At 50.2% G+C, this 26,467-nt stretch carries 18 protein-coding genes and 1 tRNA gene; 10 read left to right on the top strand and 9 right to left on the bottom strand.

Translation table 11 applies throughout. The features are described from left to right. Positions 1–62: 62 nt before the first annotated feature. The gene (motY, locus tag BZG75_RS04650) at positions 63–974 is read right to left on the bottom strand and encodes a flagellar protein MotY (RefSeq protein WP_021022307.1); all 912 of its coding nucleotides are present in this window, start codon (positions 972–974) and stop codon (positions 63–65) included. A 213-nt stretch (positions 975–1,187) separates the two neighbouring features. Here motY and rnt point away from each other — a divergent pair, with 213 nt between their 5' ends. The 3 genes from rnt to BZG75_RS04635 all read left to right on the top strand — a co-directional run bounded on the left by rnt (position 1,188) and on the right by BZG75_RS04635 (position 5,216). Beyond that, positions 1,188–1,871: a ribonuclease T gene (gene rnt, locus BZG75_RS04645; RefSeq protein WP_077576311.1), complete on the top strand. Its 684-nt coding sequence runs from the start codon at positions 1,188–1,190 to the stop codon at positions 1,869–1,871. 421 nt (positions 1,872–2,292) lie between these two features. Continuing rightward, positions 2,293–3,618, top strand: coding sequence for an outer membrane protein transport protein (locus BZG75_RS04640; RefSeq protein ID WP_077576310.1), 1,326 nt, complete (start codon positions 2,293–2,295; stop codon positions 3,616–3,618). A 275-nt stretch (positions 3,619–3,893) separates the two neighbouring features. Next, entirely contained in the window at positions 3,894–5,216 is a 1,323-nt protein-coding gene (locus BZG75_RS04635) for a Na+/H+ antiporter family protein (protein WP_077576309.1), read from the top strand. A 126-nt stretch (positions 5,217–5,342) separates the two neighbouring features. Here the strand turns inward: BZG75_RS04635 and grxD are convergent, their stop codons facing one another. Further along, positions 5,343–5,681: a Grx4 family monothiol glutaredoxin gene (gene grxD / locus BZG75_RS04630; RefSeq protein ID WP_021022303.1), complete on the bottom strand. Its 339-nt coding sequence runs from the start codon at positions 5,679–5,681 to the stop codon at positions 5,343–5,345. Between the two features lie 302 nt (positions 5,682–5,983). Here grxD and sodB point away from each other — a divergent pair, with 302 nt between their 5' ends. After that, positions 5,984–6,568: a superoxide dismutase [Fe] gene (gene sodB / locus BZG75_RS04625; protein WP_021022302.1), complete on the top strand. Its 585-nt coding sequence runs from the start codon at positions 5,984–5,986 to the stop codon at positions 6,566–6,568. 196 nt (positions 6,569–6,764) lie between these two features. Here sodB and asd read toward each other — a convergent pair whose 3' ends face one another. Next, positions 6,765–7,889 carry an aspartate-semialdehyde dehydrogenase gene (asd, locus tag BZG75_RS04620; RefSeq protein ID WP_021022301.1) on the bottom strand — a complete coding sequence of 375 codons (1,125 nt, stop codon included), beginning with the start codon at positions 7,887–7,889 and terminating at the stop codon, positions 6,765–6,767. 563 nt (positions 7,890–8,452) lie between these two features. On the opposite strand from asd, the gene nhaC reads away from it, so the two are divergent. Next, positions 8,453–9,895, top strand: coding sequence for a Na+/H+ antiporter NhaC (nhaC, locus tag BZG75_RS04615; protein WP_021022300.1), 1,443 nt, complete (start codon positions 8,453–8,455; stop codon positions 9,893–9,895). 56 nt (positions 9,896–9,951) lie between these two features. On the opposite strand, the gene yejK is transcribed toward nhaC, so the two are convergent. After that, positions 9,952–10,971 carry a nucleoid-associated protein YejK gene (gene yejK, locus BZG75_RS04610; RefSeq protein WP_077576308.1) on the bottom strand — a complete coding sequence of 340 codons (1,020 nt, stop codon included), beginning with the start codon at positions 10,969–10,971 and terminating at the stop codon, positions 9,952–9,954. A 77-nt stretch (positions 10,972–11,048) separates the two neighbouring features. On the opposite strand from yejK, the gene BZG75_RS04605 reads away from it, so the two are divergent. The 3 genes from BZG75_RS04605 (at position 11,049) to BZG75_RS04595 (ending at position 13,368) form a co-directional block, all read left to right on the top strand. Next, positions 11,049–11,267, top strand: a complete 219-nt coding sequence (locus BZG75_RS04605) for a YejL family protein (protein ID WP_021022298.1) — start codon at positions 11,049–11,051, stop codon at positions 11,265–11,267. 39 nt (positions 11,268–11,306) lie between these two features. After that, positions 11,307–13,187 carry a DUF3413 domain-containing protein gene (locus tag BZG75_RS04600; protein ID WP_077576307.1) on the top strand — a complete coding sequence of 627 codons (1,881 nt, stop codon included), beginning with the start codon at positions 11,307–11,309 and terminating at the stop codon, positions 13,185–13,187. 104 nt (positions 13,188–13,291) lie between these two features. Then, positions 13,292–13,368: transfer RNA gene (locus BZG75_RS04595), tRNA-Pro, on the top strand. Between the two features lie 87 nt (positions 13,369–13,455). On the opposite strand, the gene BZG75_RS04590 is transcribed toward BZG75_RS04595, so the two are convergent. Then, positions 13,456–15,534 (bottom strand): alpha-amylase, encoded by a 2,079-nt coding sequence (locus tag BZG75_RS04590; RefSeq protein ID WP_077576306.1) that lies wholly within the window; start codon positions 15,532–15,534, stop codon positions 13,456–13,458. A 111-nt stretch (positions 15,535–15,645) separates the two neighbouring features. After that, on the bottom strand, positions 15,646–18,606 hold the full coding sequence (locus BZG75_RS04585; RefSeq protein ID WP_077576305.1) for a bifunctional diguanylate cyclase/phosphodiesterase: 2,961 nt from the start codon (positions 18,604–18,606) through the stop codon (positions 15,646–15,648). Between the two features lie 230 nt (positions 18,607–18,836). On the opposite strand from BZG75_RS04585, the gene BZG75_RS04580 reads away from it, so the two are divergent. Further along, entirely contained in the window at positions 18,837–19,595 is a 759-nt protein-coding gene (locus BZG75_RS04580; protein ID WP_077576304.1) for a sulfite exporter TauE/SafE family protein, read from the top strand. A 59-nt stretch (positions 19,596–19,654) separates the two neighbouring features. Here the strand turns inward: BZG75_RS04580 and BZG75_RS04575 are convergent, their stop codons facing one another. The 3 genes from BZG75_RS04575 to BZG75_RS04565 all read right to left on the bottom strand — a co-directional run bounded on the left by BZG75_RS04575 (position 19,655) and on the right by BZG75_RS04565 (position 24,355). After that, positions 19,655–21,607 (bottom strand): DNA topoisomerase III, encoded by a 1,953-nt coding sequence (locus BZG75_RS04575; RefSeq protein WP_077576303.1) that lies wholly within the window; start codon positions 21,605–21,607, stop codon positions 19,655–19,657. Between the two features lie 115 nt (positions 21,608–21,722). Next, the gene (locus BZG75_RS04570; RefSeq protein ID WP_021022292.1) at positions 21,723–22,271 is read right to left on the bottom strand and encodes an NAD(P)H nitroreductase; all 549 of its coding nucleotides are present in this window, start codon (positions 22,269–22,271) and stop codon (positions 21,723–21,725) included. A gap of 71 nt (positions 22,272–22,342) precedes the next feature. Continuing rightward, on the bottom strand, positions 22,343–24,355 hold the full coding sequence (locus tag BZG75_RS04565; protein WP_077576302.1) for an NADPH-dependent 2,4-dienoyl-CoA reductase: 2,013 nt from the start codon (positions 24,353–24,355) through the stop codon (positions 22,343–22,345). Positions 24,356–24,570: 215 nt separating this feature from the next. Between BZG75_RS04565 and sppA the strand changes: the two genes are divergently transcribed. Continuing rightward, the gene (gene sppA / locus BZG75_RS04560; RefSeq protein WP_077576301.1) at positions 24,571–26,457 is read left to right on the top strand and encodes a signal peptide peptidase SppA; all 1,887 of its coding nucleotides are present in this window, start codon (positions 24,571–24,573) and stop codon (positions 26,455–26,457) included. The last annotated feature ends 10 nt before the right edge of the window (positions 26,458–26,467 follow it).

Raw genomic sequence — 26,467 nt, 5'->3', positions numbered from 1 at the left:
CTTTTGGTTTGTCACCCCACCTCGGCTGAACGTCCGCCTACTCGCTGAACGTTGACTGTGCCTTATAACAAGGTCCTACCCAGAGAGATCACCACACGACGGTTTTTACTTCGGCCAATGGGATCCTCGTTATCGGCGACCGGCCGGCGCTCGCCATAGGCTTCAACGGTAATCCTGTCCTCAGGCAAGCCCAAAGAGGTAAAGTAGTCACGTAATTTCTTCGCCCGCCGCTCCGACATTTGTTGATTGGCGGCGCGTGTGCCTCGTGCATCGGAATAAGTGGCGACCAAAACCAAATCAATATCATCGCTATAGCGGACAAATTCGGCAATTTGGGTTAAGCGTTGGCGGCTCGCTTTGGTGAGCTCATCGCTGTTTTCTTGATAGCGCAACACGGTAAAGGAAATGTCCTCAAACGCGTAAGGCAATAAGGTGTTTAAGCATTGGCTAAATTCTTGGTACGGTGCCCCAAACGCCACCGCAGACAGGGCAACATCGATTTGACGCTGTTGGCGCCGCCAATCTTGAAAACTAAAGGTAGGAAAGCGACCTTCTTCCAATTCGCTCAACATCGACCAGGCCGTTTGGCCGCCGACATAACCATCAAACTGTTGGAAAAACTTAAGCTGGTCCATATATCGGGCCGGTTCACCGGGCATCCAATCGGCCGGCATGGATAGCAAAGATACCGGCGCTGTCTCACCCATAGGACGCTGCATCTCCAACTCGAAATCTACATTCATGTCTTTGCTGGCGCGCGAGGTAAACGACGCGAGCCCGTATCCAGGGATATTATGCTGCAGGCGGCACTCGATCGGTGTATCTATGGTCACCGCCCAGTTCGACTCGCCAAGCGATGCGACATATTGCTTGTTTGCATAAACATTACCCGCACTCAATAGACCCACGGTGAGGGCCAGCGCGCCCGGCAACACATTATTAATCAGGCATGGCTTAAAAAGGCGAGACGCCATTCTGGACTCCGAACTTCGCATGAGGCTCTGCACAGGCTTTATGATCCTTGGAGTGGCATATTTACACACCTAAAGAGGATGCACCCAGCAGTGAGAGACGGTTTAACCAACAAGAGTAACGATAAAGATATCGACCGGCAAGATGGTGACTTTAGCTTATCGTCCGGATTTGCGATAATCATGCTCTGATTATTGTAAGTAAAGTGACATTGCATGAGCCAAGAAAGCGATCTAAACAGCCTTAAGGCCCGATTCCGTGGTTACTTTCCCGTTGTTGTTGATGTGGAGACAGCCGGGTTTAACGCCAACACCGATGCATTACTCGAAATTTGCGCGGTAACCTTAAAAATGGATGAGCAAGGCTGGCTCGCTCCGGATAAAACATTGCATTTTAATGTCACGCCTTTTGAAGGCGCCAACTTAGAGCCAGCGGCCCTTGAATTTACCGGCATTCGTGATCCCTACAGCCCCTTACGCGGCGCGGTTGATGAAGGTGAGGCCTTAAAAGAGATTTTTAAACTGATCCGTAAAGAGCAAAAAGCGGCAGAGTGCCAGCGCACCATTATGGTCGCCCACAATGCCAATTTTGATCACAGCTTTGTGATGGCCGCCGCCGAGCGCGCGAAGCTAAAGCGTAACCCCTTCCACCCTTTTGCCACCTTTGATACGGCGGCTTTAAGCGGCTTGGCTCTCGGGCAAACCGTGCTGGCTAAAGCCTGTATAACCGCTGATATTGCTTTTGATAACAAAGAAGCCCATAGCGCCCTTTACGATACCGAGCGTACGGCCGAGCTATTTTGTGAAATTGTTAATCGTTGGAAGCGCCTAGGCGGCTGGCCTTTGCCCTCTGCGCCTGACGCGCAGGAAGAGACGCCCGAATCAAATCCGAGCGCGTGAGCCAATCCACGGTTATCCGTTGCAGCAATAAATGCATGCTTTAATTGTTAACAACTTGTTTGTTGTCACATTTTTGTGATCTTATTTTGGCCTCTATTTAGCCAGCATATTAACCACGATTAAACAGGCACATAAGGAGTGAGCGACAGAATTAATTTATCCATATTACGCCAAACACGGGCTGAGATGAGCAATAAACGCTTTAGAGTATTTACTTAAAACAACCGATAGAAACATTATCAGCCCAACCAGGTGACATCGTGCGGTATCCGTTTTGAAACCAACCTTTAACAAACGCGAAATTGGTGCCAGTATTGAACCTGTAGAACATCCGACCACTTCTCTCGCCCACGTAAGATGGGCTTTGAAGCGGCGGCCCCAAAGAACAAGAAGCTTAATTAACATAGGAGTGAGGCGCGTTATGTCATCACTATTTAAGAAATCGCTAGTGGCAACCAGTTTATCTTTGTTAGCCGTACAAGCACACAGTGCCGGCTTCCAAGTATCAGAAACCTCGGTATCCGGTTTGGGGCGTGCTTTTGCCGGTGAAGCCGCTATCGCAGACAATGCCGCCGTCGGCGCACGCAACGCGGCTGCCCTAACCCGTTTTAACACCACCGCATTCTCGGGCGGCTTAACCATTATCGATCCTGATGTTCACGCGGATGTAGACAATGTCGGGACTAAAAGTGCCGCTGCTTTGCAACAAGCAGGGCTATCGACAAATGAAAAAGATCTGGCTCCTACTGAGTATGTCCCGAACTTCCATTTAATTCAGCCGATTGATGATCGACTCGCCGTTGGCTTCTCAGCCTTTTCTAACTTCGGTTTATCAACCGAATATTCTAAAGATTTCGCAGCAGGACCCGCAGCGGGTGATACATCATTAGTCACCATGAACTTTAATCCCAACATAGCCTACAAGCTTAATGAACAGTGGAGTATCGGTGCCGGTATCAGTGCCATTTACGCCGATGCAGAGTTGAATCGATTTGCAGGCTCCGCCGCGGGAACACTACCTAGTACATCGTCACCAACGGATCGTATCGCGCACCTTAAAGGTGATGGTTGGGATTTTGGTTGGAATCTCGGTACCCTCTGGGAAGTGGATGAAAATAATCGCTTTGGTCTCACCTATCGCTCACAAACCGATGTAACCCTTGAAGGTGATTATCAGGGATTATCATCATCCAACCAAAAGGTCGATGGTGAACTGGAGCTCAGCCTTCCTGAGGTTATTGAATTCTCTGGTTTCCACCAACTGAATCAACAAATCGCAGTGCATTATAGTGCGATGTATGTTGGTTGGGACTCCTTTAAGGAACTAAAAGCAACAAGCAGCCAGTGCACGGATAAGAGCCCTATGTTAAGTGGCGGCCAGGCCATTAGCGGTCAGTGTTTGAAAAAAGAAGAAGGTTGGGATAACAGCTGGCGTTATGCGCTGGGTGCGACTTACACCATGGACGATCACTGGGCGTTCCGTGCGGGCTATGCCTATGATGAAAGCCCGGTGTCAGCAGAAAAACGCACGCTAAGTATTCCAGATTCTGACCGTCACTGGTGGAGCCTGGGTGCCACCTATACTGCCAATGAAAACCTCTCGATTGATGCCGGCTTTGCCTTCCTTGATGGTGATCAAGTCGGTGGTACCGAGGAACTAGTATCTGGTAACGCCGCAACGGCGACCGATTTTAGTGCCGGTGGCGATGCTTACATCTACGGTTTGCAGCTGAACTACTTGTTCTAAATACTGCTACCTAGCCATAACCCAACGAGCCGGCCTACATAGGCCGGCTTTTTTCGATCTAGTATCCCGCCCTAAATGACATTAGAAGCGATTGCTGGCCGCTATGATGGAATAACGCGAGCAAAACCGACAAGCATGAAAGAAAGTAACCAAAAAAAAACGATTTCCCCTCGACACAGACAAAATTTTGCGCAAACTGGGTAGCTTAATTACAAAATCATAGATAACCCCTGCGGCAATGCTGCAGTGATAACCCCTATAACAGGAACGTTTCCATGAACCCGGTAGTCATTTCAGTCTGTGTCATGCTGGCACTGGCCCTTATGCGCGTCAATGTCGTCGTCGCACTCACCTTTAGTGCTGTCCTTGGTGGCCTGGTCGGTGGGCTCAGTATTTCCGAGACCATCAGTGCCTTTGAAGGTGGCCTTGGCGGTGGTGCCACCATTGCGCTCAGTTATGCGATGCTCGGTACCTTTGCGGTCGCAATTAGCCGTTCAGGGATCACCGATGTTCTCGCGCATTCGGTGATCCGCAAGCTTAACGCACGCCCAACCGATGCCAATACCGCCACCTTTAAATATGTGGTCTTGGTCTTATTAGGCCTTTTGGCTATTTCGTCGCAAAACGCGATTCCGGTCCACATCGCTTTTATTCCTATTGTGATCCCACCTTTATTGCATGTGTTCCAACGCTTAAAGCTCGATCGTCGCCTGGTCGCCTGTGTGTTGACCTTTGGTTTGATCATGCCGTATATGGTGTTGCCGGTCGGCTTTGGCGGCATCTTTTTGAATAATATTTTGCTGAAAAACCTCAATGACAATGGCCTAAACGTGGTCGCCAGCCAGGTGCCGACGGCAATGTTATTACCGGCAGCCGGGATGGTAGTAGGCTTGCTGATCGCGACCTTTATCAGCTATCGCCAGCCACGCCAATACAGTGAAGGGGACGTCCTCACTGCTGAGCCGGAAAACCACGCCATTAGCCCCCGTAATCTGTGGGTCGCTGGGGTTGCGATTGTTGCCGCGTTAAGCGTGCAGCTGATGGCAGGGTCAATGATTGTCGGCGCATTGGCCGGCTTTATGGTGTTTACCTTTGGCGGCGTGATCCGTTGGAAAGACACCCAGGATGTGTTTACCAAAGGGGTACACATGATGGCGATGATCGGCTTTATTATGATCACCGCCGCTGGGTTTGCCGCGGTAATGAAAGCAACGGGTGGTGTGGAGTCCTTAGTCGCTTCTTTGTCAGGCTCGATTGGCGATAACAAACCGCTCGCGGCGTTTTTGATGTTGATTGTCGGTTTGCTAGTGACCATGGGGATCGGCTCGTCGTTCTCGACCATTCCCATTATCGCTACCATTTATGTGCCACTCTCACTGGCGTTTGGCTTCTCGCCGATGGCAACCATTGCCTTGGTGGGAACGGCCGCCGCCCTGGGCGATGCTGGCTCACCCGCTTCGGATTCTACTTTGGGTCCAACGTCGGGCCTGAACGCCGATGGCCAACATGAACACATTTGGGATACCGTGGTCCCCACCTTTATCCACTATAACCTGCCATTAATTGCCTTCGGCTGGTTAGCCGCGATGATGCTCTAGGGCGTGAACGCGCTATGTGAGTAAAAAGGCGGTATAGACAAGAAAAAAGCCACGTTTTATAACGTGGCTTTTTACCTGATACGGCTCGCTTCAGTGATACGGCGAGAGCCGGATAAACGCGAACAATTACTCGTTTTCACTCGCATCACGACGCGCGGCCGCTTCTTTGACCAGTGGCTGTAACTCACCTTTTTGGAACATTTCCAAGATGATGTCACACCCGCCAACCAGCTCTCCGTCAACCCACAACTGTGGGAATGTTGGCCACTGTGCGTAAACAGGTAGCTCTGCGCGGATCTCTGGGTTTTGCAACACATCCACGTAAGCAAACTTCTCGCCACACGACATCAGCGCTTGAGAGGCTTGTGACGAAAAACCACAGCTTGGTAGTTTCGGCGACCCTTTCATGTATAGCAGAATCGCGTTTTCTTCGATTTGCTGCTTAATTTTGTCCATTGTTTCCATTGCTTCCTCGAACACTGTCTGTGAATCTTATTTTGATTCTACTGGTTAACAGGCTGGAAAAAAATGCCTAAATGTTTTGTGGGATTAAGCGTAAAAATTTTGCTGCGATCCTTTTAATAAAGTAAAAACTTGCTAAACTAGATACAGCAAAACGAAAATAGTAGTCACACTCGATGGTTAGGTGGCGATAACGGCAATAGGTAGTCAGTGATCATCCGTTGTCAGTTATTCGTATTTGCCCCTGCATTGTCAGTGATCGACTACAGGAAGCACTCTCACGATAAAAACGGAGATATATAGCAATGTCATTCCAACTACCTGAATTACCTTTCGCAAAAGACGCACTAGAACCACATATCTCAAAAGAAACACTCGACTACCACTACGACAAGCACCACAACACCTATGTGGTGAAGTTGAACGGTTTGATCGAAGGCACAGATTTCGAAGGTAAATCACTCGAAGACATTATCAAGACCTCATCAGGTGGCGTGTTCAATAATGCGGCCCAAGTGTGGAACCACACCTTCTACTGGCACTGCCTGAGCCCAAATGGCGGCGGTGAGCCAACAGGTGACGTTGCAGACGCGATCACCAAAGCATTTGGTTCGTTTGACGAGTTTAAAACTCAGTTCACCAATGCTGCTGTGACTAACTTCGGCTCAGGCTGGACTTGGTTGGTGAAAAAAGCAGACGGATCAGTTGCAATCGTCAACACCTCGAATGCCGAAACGCCCGTGACTCACGATGGTGAAACGCCATTGTTGACTGTCGACGTTTGGGAACACGCGTACTACATCGATTATCGTAACGTGCGTCCAGATTACCTCGCTGCATTCTGGAAACTGGTTAACTGGGACTTCGTCGCGAAAAACTTCGCAGGCTAAACCAATCGCCAATAGACCGAGCGCGAAAAAGGTCTGTTGCAAGCCCTGGCTCTTGTAAACCCAGGCTTACCAATCACTAGGAGGCGTTTATCGCCTCCTTTTTTATGCCTGATACGCTTTGCAAACTCGCATTTTAGGCAAAAAAAAACCGCCAACTAGGTTGACGGCTTAACAGAACTTGATAAGTCCAAGAGAATTAATCTTGTTCTTTTTCCGACAAGATAATCCGCAGCGTGCGGCGTAGCGGCTCTGCCGCTCCCCATAACAGCTGATCACCCACAGTAAAGGCATTAAGGAAATCATCCCCCATCGCCAGCTTACGGAGACGACCCACTGGCACAGACATGGTGCCTGTCACTTTCGCTGGGCTCAGATCCGTCATGGTCACGTCACGCTCGTTAGGCACCACGCTCACCCAGTCATTGTGCGACGCAATCATGTCTTCAATCTCATCCATCGGCACCGCTTTTTTCAGCTTGATGGTCAGCGCCTGGCTGTGACAGCGCATGGCTCCCACACGGACACAAGTCCCGTCGATAGGAATCGGATTGTTTTGTAACCCTAGGATCTTGTTGGTTTCAACCGAGGCTTTCCACTCTTCCTTGCTTTGGCCGTTGTCACGCTTGACGTCAATCCAAGGGATCAATGAGCCTGCGAGTGGCGCACCAAACTGCTCGCTAGGAAAATCGCTCGAGCGTAGGGTTTGAGCCACTTTGCGGTCAATATCTAGAATAGATGTTGCAGGGCTTGCCAAGTCAGTGTTCACTGAATCATTGATGACACCCATTTGGCTGATCAGCTCGCGCATGTGTTTTGCGCCTGAGCCAGACGCCGCTTGGTACGTTTGCGCGGTCATCCACTCAACCAGACCGTTTTGATACAAACCGCCTAAGCCCATCAGCATCAAGCTAACCGTACAGTTACCGCCGACGAACGTGCGCGTGTCGTTATGGATCCCCGCTTGGATGTGTTTGAAGTTAATCGGATCCAAGGTGATGATACTATCATCTGCCATTCGTAATGATGACGCTGCATCAATCCAATAGCCTTTCCAACCTGATTCACGCAGTTTTGCGTAAACATCGTTGGTGTAATCGCCGCCTTGGCAGGTGATAATAGCATCGAGGGTTTTGAGCGTTTCAATGTCATAGGCATCTTGTAACATGCCTGCATCTTTGCCGTAATTCGGCGCTGCAATCCCGACTTGTGAGGTGCTAAAAAACACAGGTTCGATATGGTCGAAGTCTTTTTCTTCTACCATGCGCTGCATCAGCACCGATCCCACCATGCCGCGCCAGCCAACTAAACCTACTCGCATCATAATTTTCACACTCCATGTTGTGTGACCGCCGTTAACAACAGCATATGGTTGCCTGACAGTCAGTGAAAAAACGTTTTTGATACTAACACGTCTTATCACGGTCGTCAGGTTAACGCCTCTGCCTGCTTATTAAATGACCTCATTTTCAAGTTTCCGTCACCTATGTCTAACTTGATTTAACGTACAGGCGTCTAAAAAACAAACTGAAAAACACAGACAAAACAAAATTTTGAAACATTTAAACACCCTTAAAATAACCATATATTAACTAATTATGTCAGGATGTAACTTAATTCGCGCGCGACTCACATAAGCGACAAAAATGTTTCCCATCACTTTACTCTGTTAGCTAGAGTAGGGCCCCTCACAAATGGAACAAAGGATACTGAAACAAGGACAGTGATGTGAGTTTGGTTGTTGCTTAAGGCATCGCTAAATCGCGCAGGGAGTAGTCGCGCAATCACAGACGATCCACCTTCCGATAATGATATTGACTCGCTCAACGCTATCGGTAACCCGCAAGCGACCGGTTACCCAGCAAGCGACGTGAAGAAGGTTAAGTTATGACAACACAGCAAGCTCGATTACCCTCCATCATTCAGGTGGTATTAGCACTTGGCGCCTTTTTGGCGCTCGCGTTTTCGTTTACCGCCAAATTAGACCTCCCCATTCAACTGGCCTTATTTATCGGCTGGTTTGTGATTATGGGATTGGGGTTAAAACTTGGCCATCAATACAAAGATCTTGAAAGTGCTGCCACGAAAGGAATTTCTAACGGCTTAGGCGCCGTTTTAATACTTCTATCGGTTGGCGCATTGGTAGGTACCTGGATTGCAGGCGGGATCGTCCCCACTATTATTTACTATGGTCTTAAAGCTATCCACCCTTCTATCTTCCTTTTAGCGACCATGTTGATTTGCTCGTTAACCGCTTTAGCGACGGGCACCTCTTGGGGGGCTGCCGGAACCGCGGGTATTGCCATGATGGGGATTGGTCAAGGCCTTGGGATCCCTGCCCCAATGACGGCAGGTGCGGTTCTTTCAGGATGCTACTTTGGTGATAAAATGTCGCCATTGTCTGATTCAGTGATCCTTGCCTCGTCAATGTCTGGCGTCGAAATCGTTGAGCACATTAAAGGCATGCTGCCGATTGCACTGATCAGTTACATCATTACCGGTATTCTGTTTACTCTGATTGGCTGGCACTACGCAGGCAATGTGGATATGAGCCAAGTAGAGATGGTAAAGCAAGCGATGCAGGATCAGTTTGTGATTTCACCACTATCCTTTGTGCCGGTGCTGATTGTCCTCGCGCTGCTGGCAATGCGATTACCGTCTTTCCCGGTCATTAGTTTTGGTTCATTACTGGGTGTGGTTTGGGCCGTAATGCTGCAAGATATGACCCCCGTGAACGCCATTAATACCGCGTGGGCGCCGTTTTCTATCTCATCGGGTGTCGACTTTATCGATGCCATTCTCAACCGCGGTGGCATGTCTTCAATGCTCGGTTCCGTGGCTGTGATTGTGTTTGGTCTGGGTTTTGGTGGCTTACTCGAAAAAGTCGGGGTCTTGCATACCATTGCCAGCTTGTTTGAGCGTCGCGTTAACAGTGCAGGTAGCTTGGCAACCTCCACCATCGGCACCGCCTTTATGGGGAACGTATTCGGCTCGGCCATGTATGTGTCGCTGATCTTAACCCCTAAAATCTGTGCCAAAAACTACGACAGACTGGGTTATCAACGTAAAAACTTGTCTCGTAACGCTGAATTTGGTGGCACGTTAACCTCAGGCATGGTGCCATGGAGTGATAACGGTATTTATATGGCCAGTATTCTTGGTGTCGCCACCTTGTCTTATGCACCCTTCATGTGGTTAAGCTTTGTGTGTATTGCCGTCACCATCGTGACCAGCTACTTCGGTTGGTTTGTCGATAAGGTTGAGCCAAACCAGGCCGCACAAGCGCAAGAAGATACAACCGCAATAGCGTCTGCGCCAGAGCGTGCCTAACGAGCAATAAAAGCGCTTAAAATAAAGCGGGACACGTTAGCCGTGTCCCGCTTTTTTTATTCATCGTCTCGACTGGATAAACGGCGTTGTAGTTGGTCACGCAAATTTGGGGGCGTCCCTTTTATGGTGAGGGTGTCTGTGTCTGGATCGTAGAACACGCGCTCCCCCATCAACATGGCATCAAAGTTGACCGATAAGCCACCCCCCGATCCGACAAATTTAGTTAACTTGCGCATGGTGGTGCGGTCGGCAGGAAACTGCGCTTCCAGTTCATAGCCTTGCTGGTTGGTGTATTGATAAAAGTCCGTTCCTTCGGGAGTCGCTGGCAATTCCTCCGCGAGCTCTTTGACCACCACTTCATCACCCGCTTTAAGCTGATCGTTACAGTAGTCATACACCTGCTTGCGGTAGTTGTTCTTCTCTTCTTTATCCAAACGGGCATCATCACAGTAATCCTCAACTGCCTGCATCAGCACTTGGTTTTGCTGTTTGCTGTCCATGCCCACTTCCGCTTGCAAAAAATCAAGGAAGAAGTCTGCAACTTTGCGCCCAACTCGCCCTTTGATAAACGACAAGTAACGATTTGATGCCGGATCCGTCTCCCAGGTAGACAAATCAATCCGTGCCGCGATATCCATTTTGCTGACATCTAAGTATTCGGTGGCGTTAACGTCAAGCTCGTCCGTGACGCGTAAACTGTGCTTTGATTCCACCACACCAATAAACACGTAGTCAGTGGCTAAGGCACGGTAATGCGCCATCACCAAGGTGCCACTATCGGCAAATGGGTATTTCGCGAGCTCAGCGCGCAGACGTTCAACGGCGCGTTCAGAAAAGGCTTGAAAGTCCAGTTCGTCAGCGCGGTAAGCCTTTAACCATTGCTGGAATTCACTCTCGGTGTCGAACAACGCAAACCCTTTGCCTGCTTTTGCGTGATAAACCCGATGTACATCGGCCATCAGATTTTCGGTTTGTTCGTTGAGCGGTAATGGTCCGTCGCGAAGCTGAACATTAAGCGAATCATCAGCTTGTTTGACAATTTGATGTAATATTACGTTAGAAAGCGTGAGGGTCATGATTGAAAAGATTTTCAGTAAGACTAAAGTGTGGGTTATTATACGCTGCTTTGGTTTTAAGAAGACAAGACGATTTTATGCCTGTAACCTCAAAATATGATGATAAGCAAGTGGAACGTATTATCAGTGATGTTGTCAATGTGTTAGAGCAACACGATGCATCGACGGATTTATCACTGATGGTGATTGGGAATGTCGCCACCAATATCCTTAACCACAATATTCCTGCCGCACAACGTCAGGCATTTGCCGAGAAGTTCGCCCAAGCATTAATGGCATCCATCGATAACCAATAACGCTTGCAGCAGTATCTAATCAGAGAAGAATAAATTTGTATGGTTGATAGCGGAACATCGTATCGCGACAAAGTATCCCAGCTGATCAGTTGGGGGCATTGGTTTAGCTTTTTCAACATCATTGCCGCTATGTTGCTGGGCACCCGCTATATCAGCCAATCTGGGTGGCCAGACACCCTATTAGGGCAAAGCTACTTGATCTTTAACTGGGTCGGCCACTTCGGCTTCCTGGTTTTTGCGCTCTATATTCTGATCATTTTTCCAGCCAGTTTTATCATCCCGTCTCAGCGTCTTATGCGGCTTTTTGCGGTAATAGTCGCGACTGTCGGAATGATGGTATTGCTGCTGGATATTTACGCCTATCAAACCTTACACCTACATCTCAACCCCTTGGTGTGGGAGCTGCTTTTAAGCGGCGAAAAAACCGATATGAATGCCCACTGGCAGTATTTATTTATTGCTGGGCCGGTGATCTTTATCTTAGAGCTGGTCATGGCCGAGTGGGTGTGGCGTAAGCTGCGTAAATTAACCCGTAAACGCGTTGGTGTTCCGGTTGCCAGCGTGTTTGCTCTTTGCTTTATTGCCAGCCATTTAATCCATATCTGGGCCGATGCGTTCATTTATAGTCCAGTCACGGCGCAGCGTTCGACCTTTCCTGTCTCGTATCCGATGACAGCAAAAACCTTTATGGAAAAGTATGGCTTGCTCGATCGACAAGAGTATCAACGCCTACGCGAGCAGCGCGGCCAAGAAACCAGCGAGGTGATTCGTTATCCGTTGGAGCCACTGTCATTTGCGCCAGATGCCAACAGATACCGCCCAAACTTATTGGTGGTGATGGTTGAAGGGTTACGTGCCGATATGCTTAACCCAGTCACCATGCCTCACCTGCATCGTTTCGCTACCGATAATCTGTGGTTTAAGAATCACTTCAGTAGCAGCAACGATGATATGGCCGGTTTGTTTGGTTTCTTTTATGGACTGCCGGGCAGCTATGCGCAAAGCGCGCGAACTGAGGGTTTGCGTCCTGTATTGATGGATACGCTCAATCAACGTCGCTATCAACTCGGGCTGTTCAGTGGCGATAACTTTTCTAACCCCATTTACTATCAAAGTATTTTTAGTCGCGCACTCGACCGTGATACACAGTCAGAGGCGCCGGCTTGGCAGGCCGATGCCAGTGCGATCACCTCGATGCAAAGCTGGCTACAAGCGCGCCAAGCAAATACACCTTGGTTTGGTTATTTAGAGCTCGCCACGGTGAATGAATATGAGCAAGGCGGCGACTATGCGCAACCTTTCCAACCGGCGCTTAACAGTGGAATGGCCGGTGTCGACCAGCAAACAGGCTTGGTCCTCAAAAATAGCTATAACAATGCCGCTCACTATCTGGATGAGCAATTGGGCGAACTGATTCAACAGCTTGAGACTTCGGGAAAGCTAGCCAATACCGTAGTGATGATTACGGCAAACCACGGCATGGAATTTAATGAAACCGGGATGAATAGTTGGGGGTCGAACTCAAACTACAGCCGTTATCAGCTTCAAGTACCGATGGTGATGCACTGGCCTAATCAACCGGCCGAGCAGATCAATCATTACAGTAGCCACCTTGATGTGGCACCGACATTGATGGAGTCGATGCTATCGGTGAGCTCACCCGCCAACAGTTACAGTAGCGGTGTGAATCTGTTTGAACTCGAAAGCCAATCACGCAAATGGGTGTTGGCCGGTGACAGTCGCGATATTGTGGTGATACAGCCACAAAAAACCACGGTGGTGGATAAATTTGGCAATTATAAGGTCTATGATCGCCACTATACCCCACTTCCCGAAGGTAAGCCCCAGTTGTCACTATTAATGCAAGTGATGCACGAATTAAAGCGTTTCTATTATCCTGAGGATCACGAGCCGCAATAATGGCCAATAAGTGGCGCATAAGTAGCCAAACAATTGAAAAACGGGGAAACAACCGCGTTTAGCAATTGACAGCCATTAGGTCGATTCGTAATATAGCGCTTAGTCGGTCTGTAGCGCAGCCTGGTAGCGCACTGTCATGGGGTGTCAGGGGTCGCTGGTTCAAATCCAGTCAGACCGACCAATACATATAAGCCCGTCGCTCAATGAGCGACGGGCTTTTTCGTATGGTACGTTCAACAAGGATAAACATCCTGTTCGCGGCGGGCACTTATTCGGCTTGACGCCCGACAAACGCGGCAACAATGGTGTCTTCTCCATATTGCCGGGAAAAGACATACGCGCCTGGTTGAGGGATCACTTGGTGCGCGCCCGCACCTACCGCAGGGTGGCGTTGCCTAAACTGCCCCACTTTTCGCCAATGGTTTAATAACCCCGCCTGCATGGCGTTACGCTGCCACACCATATCCGAGCGTGTTCCTTGGTGAAAGTCATCGCCGTAAGGGCCTAAATCACGTCCAACTTCATCACCGTAATAGACTTGCACCGCACCGGGCGCCAGAAGTAATGCGTTGGCAGCACCGCGCTGCATGCTGGCATCTTTAAAACGGCTAAAAAAGAGCTCGGTATCATGAGACGACATATAGCTAACCGGAATGAAATCCGCTTCTGTTTGCATGGTCTCAGCGTACGCGTGATACGTGGTTTCCATTTCACTTAAACAATACGCCCCTTTGTCCATCCGCTTTTGCAGATCAAAGTTAATCAGTGCATCAAAGCCTTGGTCAAAATAAGGGCTCCGGTAGGCATTGTGCCCCCATACTTCTCCCATCATCCAAAAGGGCTCGCCCGTTTGATTATTAGCGGCGCGCCAGCTTTTCAATGCCTCTGAGGCGTGTGCTTTTAACGCTCGCCAAACCTCACCATCAACATGCTTGACGGTATCAACACGAAAACCATCAATACCAAAACGCGCAACCCACTGGGTTTGCCATTCGAGTAAGTAATCACTCACTGTGTAATTGTCTCGCACCTTTACCCGCGTGCCGGGATTGTTGAGCAACCATTGTGGCGGGGTCACCGGTTGCGAAGATTCAGTTTTAAAGTCAGGCAATCCGGCTAAGGTCAGCGTTTTATCGCTGCTGCCAGGCTCATCGTACCCCGGTAATCCTGCGCGTACCCAGTCTTTTCCCCACCACTGCTGCCAATTCGTGCTCTTATAATCAATCGCATCATGAAAGTCATGCCAGCTTTGTCCGTCACCGGGCTGCCAATTTTGCCATTGCGCCGGTAATTCAGTGTCATTGACTACCTCAATCCCGTCTTGCTGTAAATCCGCGAGCGTTGCGTAACCTGGGTGATTGACGACTGCGTCCAGAAACACCTTTAGTCCGCGTTGATGCGCTTCGTCGACCAATTTTTTTAGTGTGGCATCATCACCAAAGTTGTTGTCTACTTGGGTAAAGTCACGCGACCAATAGCCGTGGTAGGCATAAAACGGAAAGTCCCCTTGACTGCCACCACCGACAAACCCGTGAACCTGCTCTACGATCGGCGATAACCAGATTACATCGGTGCCGAGCGCTTGGATATAATCCAATTTGTCGATCACGCCTTGTAGATCTCCGCCATGAAAGGTACCAATGTTTTGCGCTTTATCCTGACGCCGCCCATAGCTGTGATCATTACTCGGATCGCCATTGCTGAATCGGTCCACCATGACAAAATAAATGTTTGCATTGCGATAGGTAAAATCTGGCTCTGGTGCTGTAACCGGGGCGAGCAACACCAACCCGCCACTTTCAGAGGCTGGGGTGAGCGTCACGCTGTGATTTTTCACCGTGACAACCTGCCCACTGAGCGCCTCTTTTAATTGCGTGCCATCGGCAAAACTCTCTCCCAAAGAGAGGGTGACCGGCCCACCTTGATAGCGGTGACACTGGACATCGGGCAACGGGCGTTTAAACCTTGATGCGGTCTTTTTCGGTTCACGTTTAACGCGGATTGTTTGCGTCTCTGGCTGATAATAAAACCCATAATCCCCAGCAAAACGCACGGTAAGTTCAAAGTTTGTCTGATCTTGGCAAGAAAGCGGAATAGGCGTATTAAATTTCGCGTTCTCGGGAGACGCGGCCTGACAGTCACCTGCTATCCCTTCCACACTGATTTGGTAGGTGTTCTTACCTAACGAGAAGACCGCTGGGGCGTTGGGATCAAGCGGTCGGTCAGACTGTGTCGTTGCTGTGGTTACCGTGATATGCGGGGCCGCCGCAGTGGAAAACGACGCTGCCATAGTCAACGAGGCCGCTACCGCGATGGCCAGCCGCTGTCGAGGAAAGAAAAAAGTCATGATTGTGCTCCTTGCCATTTTCTATCAGGGTAAAAAAACAGCAAGGCATTGACATCATTCCTGCCTCTGCGCCCTAAAACTGTGAGCGATGACAGTTAGAGGAGGAGCCGATTACGCGCCGCACTCTCCCTCCGGATCCAGGCCTAACAATTCGCTCATCTCCACGGCAGGAATAGGACGGCGATAGAGAAACCCTTGACCAAAGGTGCAGCCCAATTCATGCAAAATCGCCTGTTGATGCAAGGTCTCAATGCCCTCAGCAACGACCCCCATCCCAAGGCTATCGGCCATGGCAATCATAGCCGACACAATTGCCACTTCTTGTTCATCGGGCGATTGGCTTTGTATGTCTTTAATGAAATGACGATCAATTTTTAATTTTGAAATGGGGTAGCGCTTGAGATAAGCCATCGATGAATAGCCAGTACCGAAATCGTCGATCGCAATCCCAACCCCTTTATCACGTAATTGCTCCAGCACTTTTAACGCGTTGGCTTGGTTTTCTATCAAGGTATTTTCGGTAATTTCTAACTCTAAAAAGCGCGGATCGGCGCCGGTGCGGTCCAAGGCCTCAAACACCACTTGCGTAAAGGCCACGTCGGCAAGGTTGCGCGGCGAGATATTCACCGCCATAGACACGTTGAGGCCCGCATCCTGCCAGGCTTTTAATTGCTGACATCCAGTCTCAACCACCCACTGCGTGATATCGTGGATAATCGAGCGCTCTTCGGCGACATCAATAAAGTAAAACGGTGATAACAGCCCCCGCTCTGGGTGATGCCAACGCAATAACGCCTCGACGCCAATAATATCGCCGGTCACCAGATCGACCTGGGGTTGGTAATATAATTCTAACTCTTCATTTTGCACACACTGACGTAGCTCGACCGCCAAACGTAACTTGTGATTCGCTTCTACCGTCAACGCATCATTGTAAAACGCATAGGTGTTTCGCCCCGATTTTTTCGCGTGATACATCGCCGAATCGGCAAAGGTCAGCAGATCATCGGTACTCGCGGTATTCTCTGGATATTGGGCAATGCCGATACTGACACCGATTTGAGCGTCGATCCCACCTTTGAGCATAAACAGGCGATTCATGGCATGGATCACATCTTCAGATAAGCGAATACAGGCATTATCATCAGCATGAATCACCCGTAGGATCACAAATTCATCGCCACCGAGACGGGCTAAGGTATCGCCCTCTTCTAACAGACCCTCTAAGCGCTGACTGACTAATTTAAGGAGCTCATCACCGACGGTATGGCCATGGCTATCATTGACGAACTTAAACTGGTCAAGATCGAGAAACATCAACGCCAGCTGGTTACGCTGGACCGATTGCCTATTCATCGCTTGACGAATGCGCGACGTAAGCAGCAGGCGATTCGGTAATCCGGTTAGCGAGTCATTGTGGGCCAAATCAATCAGTTTTTTTTCTGAGTCTTTAAGCTGGGTGATATCAGAGAAAACACCGATATAATTCACCACGTCACCGGCGTCATCTTTTACCACACTGATCGAGAGAAGCTGTGGATACACGATACCATCTTTGCGGCGATTCCAGATTTCGCCTTTCCAATGTCCCTCTTGATGTATCTGCTGCCACATTTCGGCGAAAAAATGTGCGTCATGACGGCCCGAATTCAGAATGGATGGCATTGCGCCGACGACATCTTCTTCTTGATACCCGGTGATCGCACTGAAGCCACCATTGACGGCGACGATAGCACCTTGCGCATCCGTGATCAGCACCCCTTCGCTCGATTGCTCAAAGATTTTCGCATTGAGCATCAACTTACGTTCAACCTCTAACCGTTCAGATACATCGTGGATAACCGAGAACAGCAGGCGGGCGTTACCAACGGTGATCGGGGATGAATGAACCTCGACATGGCGACTCTCACCGTTTTTTAGCCGATGTTCAAAAATAAAGCAGTTTTTCTCGCGCTGTCTCGCCTGTGAAAGGCTTTGTTTGAGGGTGCTGTCGACTTGTGTATTAATCTCGCTGATACTCATCGCTGTGAGCGTTGCATGGTCATAGCCATAAAAACGTTGGGCACTGTCATTAGCATCTAAAATTTCGCCACTTTTGGCATCCAGTAACATCATCACCGCATCATGGCGTTTAAAGATACTCCTAAAGCGGTAACTATCATCAACCATGCGACCAATCGACTGCGCAAAGCTGCGTCCAGCATTTAATCGAGCATATAATCCGCCGATCCAAAACCCTAAGATAATCAAGCCAACCCCCCATACCGTGGGGTGAGGATGCAAACTTTTCCAACCGTCTTGCGGGATCCCCAATAAGCGCCAGTGGCCGGAGGGTAAGCTCACTGCGACGGATTCAGGGGACTGCGCTAAGATCGAAGGCTCACCGTAAATGGGGGTAAACCTCCCCTCGGCGGTCGATTTTTCTTGCAACACCACACGCACTGGATACGCCTCGCCCTCGGCAAAGCTTGCGGAGAAAAGGCTATCAATATCGAGCACCGTGGATAACACGCCCCAGGGTAACCCTGTGTTTTGATTGATGATCGATTGACGTGCAATTAAGGCGGTTCCGCCTTGAAGAAGATCGACCGGCCCTGAAATCACGGGCTCACTGGAGGCATACGCCGCACGTACACTGGCTAATTGCTCAGGCACATCATGGTAACGCGTCCCGACTAAGATACGCTTTAACGACGCAGGATACACATGACTGATCACCCAATTTCTGGCAGCGGCAAAATTGAGGATATGAGCAGATTTGGCTTTTAACTGGCTGGCAAAGCGGGAAAATTGGTCTTGCGTCAGATCTGGATTTAAGCTGATATAGGTGGTTAGTCCATGACTTAAATCGACATTCTGCGTCACTTTGAGCTCAATCCGCGAGCGGTAGGCCAACAAGGCGTTACGAACGTCTTTTACTTCTTGGTCATGGGCTTGTTGATATAACCAAAACTCCACGGAAACCACCGCAAACATGAAGACCATCACGGAGATAACCACATTATAAATGAATCCGACTCGCGCCGAGCGGCGGGCGACTTTATCAAGTGCCGATGGAACAGCTTGCTGCATGACCTGGTACAACCTTATCTCGCTCTGTATGGAGCGAACATTAACCAAAAACCTCAGGTGTAGCACGTGATTATAAAGGGCATAGAGAGAATCGCCAGTGTTACCGGTCAGTTTCACCGCATTACACAGGCTCTGTATGCGTAGGATCAAACGGTTACATACACATATTGGCGATACAATCAAACCGCCTTTATCCAAAAAACACAAGAGATTGCAAACAAGGAGCGTGTATGGCAATCAGCCTCGAATACAGTTTTATCTTGGTGGTTTTGGGCGTGATCGCCGGGATTATCAATACCCTCGCGGGTGGTGGCTCTAACCTAACATTACCTGCATTGATGGTGATGGGCATGCCTGCCGATGTCGCCAACGCCACCAATCGGGTGGCGGTATGGCTACAGTGTGCGTCAGGGATGAGCGGGTTTCGCCAACATAACAAGCTCGATACTCAGGATATCATTCCGGTATTGATACCGAATTTAATCGGGGGCTTGTGCGGCGCATTGGCCGCTGCATGGTTGCCAACGAGTTGGGTCAAACCCTTGCTACTCGGTACCTTGCTGACCATGACGGTAGTGATGCTGGTTAAGCCAGCCACTTTTGGCCCCCCCGCCGGTACGCCAGTCAAAAAGGTGGCTGATACACCCACCGCATGGTTTGGCCTTATGCTCGCTGGCTTTTATGGCGGATTCGTACAAGCAGGGGTCGGATTTGTTTTGCTCGCCGCGCTATGTGGCACCTTACACTACGACTTGGTCCGTGGTAATGCACTCAAACTGGCATGCACCTTAGCTTTCACCTCTCTTTCACTGCTGGTGTTTATTGCCGATGATCTGATCCGCTGGGCGCCAGGGCTGATCCTGGCGATAGGGACCATGGTCGGGGCACGGATTGCGGTACGATTTGCTATCTCCGCGAATCCCAAGCTATTAAAACTCTTTTTGTTTGTGATGACGTTGGTCGGTTGTCTCGCCGCCTATTTATTTTAGTGGCCGCGAGTCTATTATCGGGCGATCACTGCATTTTTTGCTCGAGTATACTGGTGCGGTTATTGTGCCGCGGTCTTACCCGTTGATTTCGCCGCTCCTTTACGACGACTGCTGGTGCGCCGTGTTTTACGTTTAAATGTTTTTGCCGGCGCAGCCGGTAAACCTTGCAAAGAGGCAGGCGGTGGTGAGGTTTTTACACTTTCAATCAAGCCCGAGACCTTGTCGGTTAACGCTTGCATAAAGGGGTGATACGCGCATTGTCGGTCCGCCATATCTTGCAGCTGCCGCTCCCAATCAGCGGTCATATCCGGGTAGGTCGCACTGTCGGGTAAGGCATCAATTAATCCCGTTCCACTGGCTGTCGCGTGAAGTGTTTTTCCTTGTCGATTCAAAAGACCACGTTTTACCAACAGCTCAATAATCCCAGCCCGAGTGGCTTCGGTCCCGAGCCCATCGGTTTCTCGTAGTATCTCTTTCAGTGCTTTGTTTTGCACATAGCGGCCAATGCCGGTCATCGCTTGTAACAAACTGGATTCGGTAAACGCAGCCGGTGGCTCGGTCATGCAGTCTTTAATGTCGCCACGCTCACACTGCGCTTGCTCACCTTTCTCCATTAAGGGCAAAGGCGTAGCGTCACTGTCTGCGGTTTGCGTGGAGGGCAATAGCGCGCGCCAGCCCGCTTGAGTGAGCACCTTGCCTTTGGCAATAAAACAGCCACCGGCAATATCAAACACCAGTTTTCCTTCTGCATACTCGGCAGGCGGATAAAACTGCATCACATATTGGCGCGCTACCAGCTGATAAATTTTCGCTTCATCGCCTGACAAGCTCGCAGGCGCAGCTTTCGCGGTTGGAATAATCGCATGGTGCGCACCGACTTTGGCATCGTTCCATGCTTTGCCTTTGCGTTTTGGATCCGCACTGTCACAAGCCTGGATCAGTGTCTGACACCCCTTTTTAATCGCTGCCAACACCTTGGGCGCCTCAGCGAAGTGCCCTTTAGGTAAGTAACGACAATCCGATCGCGGATAGGTAATGATCTTGTGGCGCTCATACAGTTGTTGGCACACATCCAGGGCTTTTTGGGCGCTAAAACCAAATCGCTTTGATGCGTCTATTTGCAAGGCTGACAAGTTATAAGGCAGTGGCGCCGCTTGCTTTCGCTGCTGACGTTCCGCGTCAGTGACCGTGGCTGGCTGCCCCGTAATTCGATTGGCGACATTGTCGGCGAGTGACCGAGAAAGTACGCGCCCTTGCTCGTCTTGCCATTTGGCGCAGGCGTCACTGGGCTGCCATCGCGCGCGTATTTCACTCCCTTGATGAGCAATGATGGCGTCGAGCTGATAATACGGATGGGGAATAAAATGTTTGATTGCTTGATCGCGTCGCACCACCAGACCAAGCACCGGCGTTTGTACCCGCCCGACCGACAATACGCCTTGATAACCGGCCTGTTGCCCTAGCAGGGTATAAGCACGCGTCAGGTTCATCCCATAGACCCAATCGGCACGTGACCGAGCTAACGCGGAAACAGATAAGGGCATGTAACCCTTATTGTCTTGCATGTTGCTTAGCGATTTTTTCACCGCAGCCAGGTTTAAATCACTGATCAAAAGGCGTTTTATATTGGCTTTTTTGCTCTGACTGACCTTCGCATAGTCAATCACTTCATCCACCAGCAGCTGCCCTTCGCGGTCTGGGTCGCCGGCATGAACCAGCTGATCAAATTGCTTAATCAGTTTTTTAACCACGGACAGCTGGCCTGAGGCGGCTTTGCGCGGGCGCAATTGCCATTGTTGAGGCACAATAGGAAGGTCAGCCAGATGCCATTTTTTATAGCGGCTGTCATAAGCCTCGGGCTCGACTTGTTCGAGTAAGTGGCCAATACACCAAGTAACCACATCTCCCTGCCCTGTTTCAATGTATCCTTTCTGATTTTTATGAGGCTTAGGCAGGCCTGCGGCAATTGCGCGCCCTAAACTCGGTTTTTCCGCAATAAATAATCGTGCCATGACAGAGTCTCTTTATCAGTCGCTGTCCGCATGGTATGCAAAGCACGATCGAGGCGCAATAAAAAACCTGTACATATGCACAGGTTTTCTCGATTAACCAAGCCCTTCTCGTGGCTTAAAGATAAGAGACAAACTGGCTAGTATCGCGTTTAGGCGCATTAGCCGCCGCACAATCAGGCGTTCCTAAGTACAAAAAACCCACGATATGATCATCGCCTTCAACGGCTAACGCCTCTCTCACGGCAGGGTGGTATGCAAATGCGCCGGTGCGCCAAAAGCCCTGATACCCTTGTGCGACCGCTGCCATTTGCATCGCATGCGTCGCACATCCCGCAGAAATATGCTGCTCAATGGTCGGAACTTTGTCATGCACACGTGTACGCGCAATCACGGCCACCACCATCGGGGCCCGAAAGGGTGCGTTTTTGGCATTTTTCACTGCCGTTTCATCCGCGCCGTTGGCCTGTGCTGCCTCGGCTAAAATGGTTGAAAGCCGCGTCAGCCCATCGCCCTCGCAAATCACAAACTGCCACGGCGTTAGTGCGCCATGATCAGGGGCTCGTAATCCTGCTTGAATAATGTTTTCTAGTGCTTCACCGCTCGGCGCTGGCGCTGCTAATCGTGGCACAGAGCGGCGCTTTAATAGCAAATCAAGTGCGTCCATGGTTTATCCTTTTTAACCGTTTAGTGCTCACTGCATGAGCGATATCAGCATATTAGCACAGACTCCCGCCGCTAAAGCGCCAAGGCTGTCTCAATCCCCTGGCGAATGGCTCGCTTCGCATCGAGCTCTCCCGCATGCTCGGCACCACCAATTAAATGGTAAGAGACACTGGCATCATCAAGCTGCTCGGCCAACGTATTCACCGATTCTTGCCCCGCACACAAGATGATCTGGGTGGCAGGGATCAGGTGTGCTTCTCCTTTAACACTGATATGCAGGCCTTCATCGTCAATTTTATGGTAGCTCACGCCACCGACAAGATTCACACCACGCTTTTGTAACGTTTTTCGATGGATCCAACCGGTGGTTTTGCCCGGACCTTTTCCGACTCGTCCTTCGCGACGCTGCAATACCCACACCTGCTTGTCGCTAAGCGTATCGTGCCCAGGGTAGAGTCCGCCTTCGTGGGTAATAGTCTTATCGATTCCCCACTCATTGAGCCAAGCGTCCAAACTTTGATTTTTGGGTTCGGTAATCATGGTCGCGACATCAACGCCGATCCCTCCGGCACCGATAATGGCGATATGGCTCCCCAACTCAGGCTGTTCACGAATAAAGGTTTGATAATCGATGACGCTCGGGTGATCAACGCCTTCAATGGCGGGACGGCGTGGCTTCACACCCGTGGCGACAACAATATCGTCAAACGCACGCAATGTATCGACATCAGTGGCTTGATTAAGCTTGACCGTCACGCCTGCTTTTTCCAATCGTCTGAGGTAGTAGCGAATAGTTTCTTTAAATTCTTCTTTTCCCGGAATCGTCATCGCTAAATTAAACTGGCCGCCGAGCCGATCCGCTTTTTCGAACAAGGTCACGTCATGTCCGCGTTCAGCCGCTTCAGTGGCACAGCTTATCCCGGCCATTCCGCCACCAATTACCGCCACTTGTTTCACTTGGCGTACAGGCGTTGCCACGAGCTCGGTTTCATAACAAGCTTTAGGGTTAACCAAACAACTGGCACGCTTGCCTTTAAAGACATGGTCCAGACAGGCTTGGTTGCAGGCAATACACGTATTAATGTCATTCGACTGGTCGGCTTTGGCCTTCGCAACGAATTCAGCATCGGCTAAGAATGGGCGCGCCATGGAGACCATATCCGCTTGCCCCTTGGCGAGAATCGACTCGGCAACCTCTGGGGTATTAATACGGTTACAGGTGACTAACGGCACCGATACCTCGCCTTTTAGTTTTTCAGTGACCCAGCTAAATGCGCCTCGTGGCACCTGGGTCGCGATAGTAGGCACTCGCGCTTCATGCCAGCCAATACCGGTGTTAATAATAGTGACGCCTGCTTTTTCTAGGCCTTTCGCGAGCGTGACCACGTCTTCAAAGGTATTGCCTTGCTCGACCAAATCCAGCATCGACAGACGAAAAATAACGATAAAGTCATCACCGGCCGCTTGACGCACCGCTCGCATCACTTCAACCGCAAACCGCATACGATTGTCGACTGGCCCGCCCCATTGGTCATAACGGCGGTTGGCGCGGTGGCAGAAAAACTGATTGATCAGGTAGCCTTCAGAGCCCATGATCTCGACCCCGTCATAGCCAGCTTCGCGAGCAAGCGCGGCACTGCGGCCAAAGGCTTTAATCGTACGCCAAATCGCCCGCTCGCTCATTTCAAACGGGGTGAACTTACTGATTGGCGCGCGAATCGCTGACGCACTTTGGGCAAACGGATGAAAGGCATAACGACCGGCATGAAGTAATTGCAGCGCGATTTTGCCGCCATTTTCATGAACAGCTTCGGTGATCGCGCGATGTGCACGCGCCGCGCGTCCAGAGCTAAACTGGGCACTAAATGGGGTTAGACGGCCACGAAAATTAGGCGAAAATCCGCCTGTTACAATGAGCCCCACCTCACCTTTGGCTCGCTCAGCATAAAAGGCCGCCAATTTTTTAAAACCATCGTTTGCTTCTTCAAGCCCGGTATGCATTGAGCCCATCAAGACACGATTTTTCAGGGTAGTAAACCCAAGATCGAGCGGGGCTAGCATGTGGGGATAAGGGTGCTGTTCCATCGCTTGCTCACTTATTGTTGTGGTCTGACCAGACTATAGCGCTGACGGACACGTGATTTCAAACATTCGTTTACAAGCTGGCAACATGAAATCGTGAATTATTGATCTGGGTAGGACTTTCGCTCGGTATTATAGAACAATGACGCGGTTGATAGCCTATCGATCTGAGCTCTGATCAGCTAGGATATCAGCGACATGCACCGATGGACTCACGTATGAAAAAACTGTTTCGCTTTATTGCATCCCTATTCCGATGGTTGTGGCGTATTCTCAGTTTCGCCCGCCAACTTTTGTTAAACGTCCTTTTCATAGGCGTGATCGTGGCAATCTACTTTGCTTTTACTGCCGATACGCCGCTGACCTCAAAGGACCCCGCTACCGCAAAAGTGGCGCAAAGTGAGCCAGAGCCACGGGCGCTCCTACTCAATATTGACGGCCCTATTGTTGAACAACAACAGCGCTTAAGTCCTGTTGATACCTTATCTCGCAATGCGCTCGGACAACCGATAGAAACCGAGAACGTGTTGTTTGATATTGTTGATACCGTGCGCCATGCCGCGACGGATGAACAGGTTAATGGCTTAGTTTTAAGCCTAGGCGATATGCCTTCTACCAGTCTGACCAAGCTACGATACATCGCCAAAGCCATCGAGGACTTCAAAAACAGCGGTAAACCTGTGATTGCAATTGGCGGCACCTACAGTCAAAGCCAGTATTACTTGGCCAGTTATGCCGATGAAGTCCTGATGTCGCCCGATGGTATGGTGATGTTGCAAGGTTACGGCAGTTACAACTTATATTGGAAGGACCTACTCGATAAGCTCGATGTGAGCACACACGTGTTCCGAGTCGGTACTTATAAGTCATTTGTGGAGCCATACACACGCAACAATATGTCAGACGCTGCCCGAGAAGCCAATCAAGCTTGGTTATCTCAGCTGTGGGATGCCTATGTCGGCGATGTGGCGAACAATCGTGGCATCGAGCCGAGTGTACTGTCCCCGAGCGCGAAGCAATTACTGGCCTCATTGCGTGACTTTGATGGCGATTTTGCCGCCCTCTCTGAGCATCTTGGCATTGTCGATAAGCGCATGACGCGTCAGCAAATTCGTCGCTATTTGGCCGATAAATTTGGCAGTGACGGTGAAGACAGCTTCGAATACACCGGCTATTACGATTATCTGCCAAAAATACAAAGCGGCTTTAGCCTGCCAGGCAGTGATAATATCGCCGTCGTGGTCGCCAGTGGTCCGATCATGGATGGACGTCAGCGCCCAGGGACCGTGGGTGGCGATACCACTGCCGCTATGCTACGCGATGCCCGCCTTGACAGCAGTGTGAAAGCGGTCGTGCTTCGCGTCGATAGTCCAGGGGGCAGTGCATTCGCCTCTGAAATTATCCGTAATGAAGTGGATGCGCTACGCGAAGCGGGTAAACCTGTGGTGGTCTCGATGTCGAGTGTCGCCGCCTCTGGCGGTTATTGGTTATCTGCCAGCGCCGATCGTATTATCGCTCAGCCCACCACGATTACCGGCTCAATCGGTATTTTTAGCTTGTTCACCACCTTTGAGAACACGCTGGGTGATCTCGGCGTGCAGTCTGATGGTGTCGGCACCACACCGTTTGCAGGGGTTGGCGTAACGCGGGCACTGCCAGACGAGGTAGGAGATATCATGCAGTTAGGCATTGAGCATGGTTACCATCGCTTCTTGTCATTGGTCAGCAACCATCGCGATATGTCGATGGAAAAGGCAAACCAAGTCGCTCAAGGTCGGGTATGGACGGGACAAGATGCCTTGAGTTTGGGATTAGTTGACAGCTTGGGTGACTTTGACGACGCCGTGTCTGCCGCCGCTGAACTGGCTAACCTCGAAAACTATCAACTAGATTGGATGCAACAGCCACTGACGCCGTTTGAGCAATTTATCAACGAAGTGCTGGGGCAAAGCGCCAACGTGCTCGGTGAAGCGGTGCAAGCGACAATGCCATCGATTGCGCGCCAGTTGACGGCATCGCCTCAGTGGCAGTCGTTAACCTTGCTGGAAAAGTTTAACGATCCGCAAGGTCGTTACTTATTCTGCTTAAACTGTGAGTATCAGTAGGAACCACTCG

Origin of the sequence: Salinivibrio sp. AR640 (assembly GCF_001995405.1) — a bacterium.
Classification (GTDB): Bacteria; Pseudomonadota; Gammaproteobacteria; order Enterobacterales; family Vibrionaceae; genus Salinivibrio; species Salinivibrio costicola.
The sequence above is the reverse complement of the archived record's forward strand: the minus strand, read 5'-3'. Positions and strand labels throughout refer to the sequence as shown.